This window comes from Mycobacterium sp. (genome assembly GCF_046091765.1).
Classification (GTDB): Bacteria; Actinomycetota; Actinomycetes; order Mycobacteriales; family Mycobacteriaceae; genus Mycobacterium.
Genome location: NZ_JBJTCF010000031.1, coordinates 1 through 7,872, shown reverse-complemented (window position 1 = coordinate 7,872; position 7,872 = coordinate 1). Strand labels below are relative to the sequence as shown.

Sequence of the window (7,872 nt, the reverse complement as noted above, 5' to 3'; positions counted from 1 at the left end):
GGGTGTCGTGGGGGGCGGGGCAGTCGCAGCCCAGCTGGGTCTGCCCGTCGGCCAGGGCGGCCAGCGCGTCGGCGCGGCGCTGCTCGAGGGTGCGGGAGTCCGCGCGGCACACCCCGGTCGCCAGGCGGGTCAGGCGCGCCTCGAGCAGCGCGGCGTCGGGGGCGCGCAGTGCCCCCCAGAATTGGACCATCCCGTCGCGGGGTTCCCCGAAGCCGATGTGGCGGTCGCTCTCCGCGTGACGCGCGTTGCGCCGTGCCTCGGGGTCGAAGTGGCTCACCCAGGCATCGACGATCTCGGCGACCCGCCGCCGCGAGAGCGCGTTGAAGGCGCCCACCCGCCGGGCCAGCGCGGCGTCGATGCCGGCCAGCGCGGCGGGGTCCACGATCAGCCCGCAGCGGAACACCACCGCGGTGATCACCGCGAAGTCCACCAGCCCGGCGGCGAACACCGCCCCCAGCCGCGGCAGCCGCTCGAGCAGCTCCACCCCGTAGTTCATCAGCGCCGAGGCCCGCCCCCGGGTGATGCCCAGCTGCGCGCCGACCTCGGCGGCCACCGCCTCCCAGTTGTCCACGCACCACTGCTCACGCTGCTGGGCCCCGGCGGCGGCCATCCGGCGCTGACACAACCGGCCCGCGGCCAGCACCCGCCGGGCGGTGGCCACCCGCTCCGCGCGCTGGGCATCGCCCATCACCGCCAGCAGGCCCGCCTCATCACAGCCCTCGAACATATATTCGACACTAACCGGACGGTCCGACAACTCCGCGAGCCCCCGACCGGGCTAGCCTGCGACAGTGGCTCCCGCCGACCCGGAAACCGATCCGATCGACCCCGACGTGCGCCGCCGCTGGCAGGACCTCGCCGACGAGGTGCGCGGCCACCAGTTCCGCTACTACATCAAAGACGCGCCGGTCATCTCCGACGCCGACTTCGACGCGCTGTTCACCGAGTTGGCGGCACTGGAGCAGCGCTACCCCGAACTGCGGGTACCCGACTCGCCCACCCAGCTGGTCGGCGGCGCCGGCTTCGCGACCGAGTTCACCGCCGCCGAGCACCTCGAGCGCATGCTCAGCCTCGACGACGTCTTCGACGCCGAGGAGCTCATCGCCTGGTCGGTCCGGGTGGAGAACGAGATCGGCGCCGACCCGCACTACCTGTGTGAGCTGAAGGTCGACGGGGTCGCACTGGCCCTGGTCTACCGCGACGGACGGCTGGAACGGGCCGCCACCCGCGGTGATGGCAGGGTCGGCGAGGACGTCACCCTCAACGCCCGCACCATCGGCGACGTCCCCGAAAACCTCACTAAGGCAAAGGGATTACCGATCCCCGAGCTGCTGGAGGTGCGCGGCGAGGTGTTCTTCCTGCTGGCCGACTTCGAGAACCTCAACGCCAGCCTGGTCGCCGACGGCAAGCCGCCGTTCGCCAACCCGCGCAACAGCGCGGCCGGTTCGCTGCGGCAGAAGAACCCCGCGGTCACCGCGCGGCGTCCGTTGCGGATGATCTGCCACGGCCTGGGTCGCGCGGAAGGATTCGCGCCGAAGACGCTGCACGAGGCCTACGCCGCGCTCAAGGCGTGGGGTCTGCCGGTCTCCGGGCACACCACCCGGGTGCAGGGTTTGGCCGCGGTGCAGGAGCGCATCGGCTACTGGGGCGAGCGCCGCCACACCATCGCCCACGAAATCGACGGCGTGGTGGTCAAAGTCGACGAGTTCGCCCAGCAGCGCCGTCTGGGCGCGACCTCGCGCGCGCCGCGCTGGGCGGTGGCCTACAAGTACCCGCCCGAGGAGGCGCAGACCACACTCAACGACATCCGGGTCAACGTCGGCCGCACCGGGCGGGTCACCCCGTTCGCGTTCATGACCCCGGTGCGCATCGCCGGGTCGACGGTCAGCCTGGCCACCCTGCACAACGCCTCGGAAGTCAAGCGCAAGGGCGTTCTCATCGGCGACACGGTGATGATCCGCAAAGCCGGCGACGTCATCCCCGAAGTGCTCGGTCCGGTCGTCGACCTGCGCACCGGTGACGAGCGTGAGTTCGTCATGCCCACCCACTGCCCGGAGTGTGGCACCAAGCTCGCCCCGGCCAAGGAGGGCGACGTCGACATCCGCTGTCCGAACGCCCGATCCTGCCCGGCTCAGTTGCGGGAGAGGGTGTTTCACATCGCCGGGCGTGGCGCGCTGGACATCGAGGGCCTGGGATACGAGGCCGCGACGGCGCTGCTCGAGGCGTCGATCATCACCGACGAGGGCGATCTGTTCGACCTTTCCGAGGACGCCCTGCTGCAGTCGGGGTTCTTCTGCACCAAGGGCGGCAAACTCTCCGCCAACGCCGCCCGTCTGCTGAAGAACCTGCAGCAGGCGCGGGACCGGCCGCTGTGGCGGATCCTGGTCGCGCTGTCCATCCGGCACGTCGGGCCGACGGCGGCGCGCGCGCTGGCGAGCGCGTTCGGCAGCATCGACGCGATCATGGACGCGGGCGAGGAACAACTCGCCGAAGTCGAGGGCGTCGGTCCGACCATCGCCGCCGCGCTGCGCGAGTGGTTCGAGGAGGACTGGCACCGCGCGATCGTCGACAAGTGGCGCGCGGCCGGAGTCCGGATGGCAGACCAGCGCGACACCGGCATCGAACCGACCCTCACCGGGCTGACCGTCGTGGTGACCGGCTCGCTGACCGGGTTCTCCCGCGACGAGGCGAAGGAGGCGATCATCGCCCGCGGCGGCAAGGCGGCCGGTTCGGTGTCGAAGAAGACGTCGTTCGTGGTGGCCGGCGACGCGCCGGGAACGAAATACGACAAGGCCGTCGAACTGGGCATCCCGGTCCTCGACGAGGACGGGTTCGTCCGGCTGCTCGCCGAGGGACCGCCCGTCTGATCGACGCTCACCCGAGGATGGTGGCGACGATGCCGGCCAGGTGACTGAGCTGGGCCACCTCGGAAGGCCGGAACTCCGGACCGCCGGGACGGCCCAGCACCATCGCGGTGTGCGGCTCGCCCAACGGTGCGGCGGCCAGCGTGGTGTCCATCTCCCGCCACAGCGGGGGCACCCAGTCGGCGGTGCCGTCCAGCGCCGCGGCCCGGCTGATCGGCAGCCACGGGGTGGCGGCGGCCTGGGTCTCCGGGGCGGCCGCGCTGCCGACCACCCGCTGTGGGCCGGAGTCGGTGAGGGTGACCACCGTGCACCAGCCCACCCGCAACACGCGCGGGGCCTGTTCGACCAGCATCGCCAGCTTCGCCTGCCGGTCGCCGGCGGCGGCCACGTGGTCGATCATCTCGAGCTCGCGATGTGCCTCGAGCAGGCCGGTGTGCGGCCGGATCGCATCCACCCGCACGCCCTTGATCGCCTCGGCGGCGGTGATCAGCGCGTCCGGCATCGTCCCGGCGGGCAGGTCGACCACCAGGTCGTCGACGGCGAACCCCGCCCCGCGTTCGACCACGTCGAGCGAGAGGATGTCCGCGCCCGCGGTGCCCAGGGCCACAGCCAGCGCGCCGAGGCTGCCGGGGCGATCCTCGAGCTGGACCCGCAACAGGTAGGACGGCACGGCCACACTGTTTCACAGTCTGCCCAGTGTCGAGTTGTGGCGCGGAAACCGGCTTTTCGCCGCCACAACTCGACGTTCGGTGGGCAACGCCTAGGCTTACCCCCCGTGTCCACGATCTCCCGCGACGACGTCGCCAAGCTGGCCAAGCTGGCCCGGCTGGCGCTGACCGACGACGAAATCGACGCCTTCGCCGGACAACTCGACGCGATCCTGGCCTATGTCGGGCAGATTCAGGCCGTCGACGTGACCGGGGTGAAGCCCACCGGCAACCCACTGACGAGTGAGAACGTGACCCGGGCCGACGTCGTGCAGTTCAGCCTCACCCAGGCCCAGGCGCTGGCCGAGGCGCCGGCCGCCGAGGACGGCCGCTTCGCCGTCCCGCAGATCCTCGGAGAGCCGGAGTGAGCGGCCGGTGACCGAGGAGATCGTGCGCCTGGAGGCGGCCACGCTGGGGGAGAAGATCGCCGCCGGGGAACTCAGCTCGGTCGAGGTCACCCGCGCTCATCTGGACCGCATCGCCGCGACCGACGAGCGCTACCACGCTTTCCTGCACGTGGCGCCCGAGTCCGCCCTGGCGACCGCGGCGGAGATCGACGCGAAGGTCGCCGCGGGGGAGCCGCTGCCCTCGCCGCTGGCCGGGGTCCCGCTGGCGCTCAAGGACGTGTTCACCACCACCGACATGCCGACCACCTGCGGCTCGAAGATCCTCGAAGGCTGGACCTCGCCGTACGACGCGACGGTCACCGCCCGCATCCGGCGATGCGGCATCCCGATTCTGGGCAAGACCAACATGGACGAGTTCGCGATGGGCTCCTCCACGGAGAACTCCGCCTACGGCCCGACCCGCAACCCGTGGGACACCGAGCGGGTGCCCGGCGGCTCGGGTGGGGGCAGTGCCGCCGCGCTGGCGGCGTTCCAGGCGCCGCTGGCCGTCGGATCGGACACCGGCGGGTCGATCCGCCAGCCCGCCGCGCTGACCGCCACCGTCGGGGTCAAGCCCACCTACGGCACGGTGTCGCGCTACGGACTGGTAGCGTGCGCGTCGTCGCTGGACCAGGGCGGACCGTGCGCGCGCACGGTCCGAGACACCGCGCTGCTGCACGCGGTGATCGCCGGGCACGACCCGCACGACTCCACCTCGCTGTTCGCGGCCATCCCCGATGTGGTGAGCGCGGCGCGGGCCGGCGCCGACGGCGACCTGAAGGGCGTGCGGATCGGCGTGGTCAGACAGCTGCGCAGCGGTGCGGGCTACCAGCCCGGCGTGCTGTCCTCTTTCGAGGCCGCCGTGGCGCAACTTGCCGCGCTGGGTGCCGAGGTCGACGAGGTGGACTGTCCGAACCTGGACTACTCGCTGAGCGCCTACTACTTGATTCTGCCCTCGGAGGTCTCGAGCAACCTGGCCCGCTTCGACGCCATGCGCTACGGCCTGCGGGTGGGCGACGACGGGACGCACAGCGCCGAGGAGGTGATGGCGCTGACCCGCGCGGCCGGCTTCGGCCCGGAAGTCAAGCGGCGCATCATGATCGGCACCTATGCACTGTCGGCCGGCTACTACGACGCCTACTACAACCAGGCCCAGAAGGTGCGCACGCTGATCGCCGGAGACCTCGCCAAGGCCTACGAGAAGGTCGACGTCTTGGTGTCGCCGGCGACCCCGACGACCGCCTTCCGGCTCGGCGAGAAGGTCGACGACCCGCTGGCGATGTACCTGTTCGACCTGTGCACGTTGCCGCTGAATCTGGCCGGGCACTGCGGCATGTCGGTGCCGTCGGGTCTCTCGCCGGACGACAACCTGCCGGTCGGCCTGCAGATCATGGCGCCGGATCTGGCCGACGACCGGCTCTACCGGGTGGGCGCCGCCTACGAGGCGGCCCGCGGCCCGCTGCCCGTTCCGGTCTGATCGTCCCCCGGCAACCGGCAAGATAATCCCATGCGCATCGGAGTCCTCACCGGCGGCGGCGACTGCCCCGGGCTCAACGCCGTCATCCGTGCCGTGGTGCGGACCTGCGACGGCCGTTACGGCTCGTCGGTGGTCGGCTTCCTCGACGGCTGGCGGGGCCTGCTGGAGAACCGGCGCATCCAGTTGCACAACGACGACCGCAACGACCGGCTGCTGGCCAAGGGCGGCACCATGCTCGGCACCGCCCGGACCAACCCGGAGAAGCTGCGCGCCGGTCTGGCCGAGGTCAAGCAGACGCTGGAGGACAACGGGATCGACGTGCTCATCCCGATCGGCGGCGAGGGCACCATGACCGCCGCGCACTGGCTGACCGAGCACGGCGTTCCCGTCGTCGGAGTCCCCAAGACCATCGACAACGACATCGACTGCACCGACGCGACATTCGGCCATGACACCGCGCTGCAGATCGCCACCGAGGCGATCGACCGGCTGCACAGCACCGCCGAGTCCCACCAGCGGGTGATGCTGGTCGAGGTGATGGGGCGCCACGCCGGATGGATCGCGCTGAACGCCGGACTTGCCTCCGGCGCGCACATGACGCTGATCCCCGAGCAGCCCTTCGACGTCGAGGAGGTCTGCCGGCTGGTCAAGAAGCGCTTTCAGCGCGGCGCCTCGCACTTCATCTGCGTGGTCGCCGAGGGCGCCAAGCCGGCCGAGGGGTCGATGGAGCTGCGCAGCGGGGGCGTCGACGAGTTCGGCCACGAACGGTTCACCGGGGTGGCCCAGCAGCTGGCCTACGAGGTCGAGAAGCGCATCCGCAAGGAGGTCCGGGTCACCGTGCTCGGTCACATCCAGCGCGGCGGCACCCCGACCGCCTATGACCGGGTGCTGGCCACCCGCTTCGGCGTCAACGCCGCCGATGCCGCACATTCCGGGGAGTACGGGGTGATGGTGTCGCTGCGCGGGGAGAACATCGGGCGGGTACCGCTGGCCGACGCGGTGCGCCAGCTCAAGCTCGTTCCGCAGAGCCGCTACGACGACGCCGCGGCGTTCTTCGGCTGAGACTGTTCCTGCCGAGCAGACGCAAAGGGTCCCCTAACACCGGCGTGTCGGCGACGTATGCGTCTGCTCGCGGGGGGAACCCGCCCCACTAGGATCGGGGCCGTGACGACGACGGCCGAACTGCTGGACTACGACGACGTGGTGGCGCGCTTCGACCCGGTGCTCGGCCTCGAGGTGCACGTCGAGCTGTCGACGGCCACGAAGATGTTCTGCGGCTGCCCGACGGACTTCGGAGCCGAACCCAACACCCAGGTGTGCCCGGTGTGCCTGGGCCTGCCTGGTGCGCTGCCCACGCTGAACGCGGCGGCCGTCGAGTCGGCGATCCGGATCGGTCTGGCACTGAACTGCGAGATCGCCGGCTGGTCGCGCTTCGCCCGGAAGAACTACTTCTATCCCGATCAGCCGAAGAACTATAAGATCTCCCTGGACGACGAGCCGATCGCCTTCAACGGCCACCTCGACGTCCCCCTCGAGGACGGCACCACCTTCCGGGTGGACATCGAGCGCGCCCACATGGAGGAGGACACCGGCAAGCTCACCCACGTCGGCGGCGACACCGGCCGGATCCACGGCGCCACGACCTCGCTGCTCGACGCCAACCGGGCCGGGGTGCCGCTGATCGAGATCGTCACCAAGCCGATCGAAGGCGCCGGCGGGCGTGCGCCGGAGGTGGCCCGCGCCTACGTCACCGCGCTGCGGGACCTGTTGCGCGCCCTCGGGGTTTCCGACGTCCGGATGGATCAGGGCTCGCTGCGCTGCGACGCCAACGTGTCACTGCGGCCGATCGGGCAGTCGGAGTTCGGCACCCGCACCGAGACCAAGAACGTCAACTCGCTGAAGAGTGTCGAGGTCGCCGTGCGCTTCGAGATGTGCCGTCAGGCCGCGGTGCTGACCGGCGGCGGGAAGGTGCACCAGGAGACCCGCCACTTCCACGAGGACGGCCACACCTCACCGGGGCGGGACAAGGAGACCGCCGAGGACTACCGCTACTTCCCCGAGCCCGACCTGGAACCGGTGGCACCCAGCAGGGAGACGGTGGAGCGGCTGCGCGAGACCATCGGCGAGCTTCCGTGGTTGTCGCGCAAGAGGATTCAGCAGGAGTGGGGGATTTCCGACGAGGTGATGCGCGACCTGGTCAACGCCGGTGCCGTCGACCTTGTGGCCGCCACCGTGGGTCACGGCGCATCCAGCGAGGCCGCCCGGGCGTGGTGGGGGAACTTCCTGGTGCAGAAGGCCAACGAGTCCGGGGTGGAGCTCGACGCGCTGCCGATCACCCCGGCCCAGGTGGCCGCGGTGATCGCCATGGTCGAGGACGGCAGTCTGTCCAACAAGCTGGCCCGTCAGGTGGTCGAGGGTGTGCTGGCCGGCGAGGGCGA

The 7,872-nt window shown here is 70.9% G+C and carries 7 protein-coding genes; 5 read left to right on the top strand and 2 right to left on the bottom strand.

The genetic code is table 11. The annotated features are described in order from the left end of the window. Positions 1-727 (bottom strand): DUF222 domain-containing protein (locus tag ACKOB8_RS02825; RefSeq protein ID WP_526375424.1); only part of this gene is annotated, 727 nt, incomplete at its 3' end. A 64-nt stretch (positions 728-791) separates the two neighbouring features. Between ACKOB8_RS02825 and ligA the strand changes: the two genes are divergently transcribed. Then, complete coding sequence (gene ligA / locus ACKOB8_RS02820; protein ID WP_526375422.1) at positions 792-2,867, top strand: NAD-dependent DNA ligase LigA; 2,076 nt, start codon at positions 792-794, stop codon at positions 2,865-2,867. A 7-nt stretch (positions 2,868-2,874) separates the two neighbouring features. Here the strand turns inward: ligA and ACKOB8_RS02815 are convergent, their stop codons facing one another. Next, positions 2,875-3,534, bottom strand: a complete 660-nt coding sequence (locus ACKOB8_RS02815; RefSeq protein ID WP_526375426.1) for an ACT domain-containing protein — start codon at positions 3,532-3,534, stop codon at positions 2,875-2,877. Between the two features lie 105 nt (positions 3,535-3,639). On the opposite strand from ACKOB8_RS02815, the gene gatC reads away from it, so the two are divergent. The 4 genes from gatC to gatB all read left to right on the top strand — a co-directional run. After that, on the top strand, positions 3,640-3,939 hold the full coding sequence (gene gatC / locus ACKOB8_RS02810) for an Asp-tRNA(Asn)/Glu-tRNA(Gln) amidotransferase subunit GatC (protein ID WP_526375420.1): 300 nt from the start codon (positions 3,640-3,642) through the stop codon (positions 3,937-3,939). A 7-nt stretch (positions 3,940-3,946) separates the two neighbouring features. Beyond that, on the top strand, positions 3,947-5,434 hold the full coding sequence (gene gatA, locus ACKOB8_RS02805; RefSeq protein WP_526375418.1) for an Asp-tRNA(Asn)/Glu-tRNA(Gln) amidotransferase subunit GatA: 1,488 nt from the start codon (positions 3,947-3,949) through the stop codon (positions 5,432-5,434). 30 nt (positions 5,435-5,464) lie between these two features. Beyond that, positions 5,465-6,496, top strand: coding sequence for a 6-phosphofructokinase (locus ACKOB8_RS02800; RefSeq protein ID WP_526375416.1), 1,032 nt, complete (start codon positions 5,465-5,467; stop codon positions 6,494-6,496). Positions 6,497-6,598: 102 nt separating this feature from the next. After that, positions 6,599-7,872, top strand: a 1,274-nt coding sequence (gatB, locus tag ACKOB8_RS02795; protein ID WP_526375414.1) for an Asp-tRNA(Asn)/Glu-tRNA(Gln) amidotransferase subunit GatB, incomplete at its 3' end; no start/stop codon positions are given.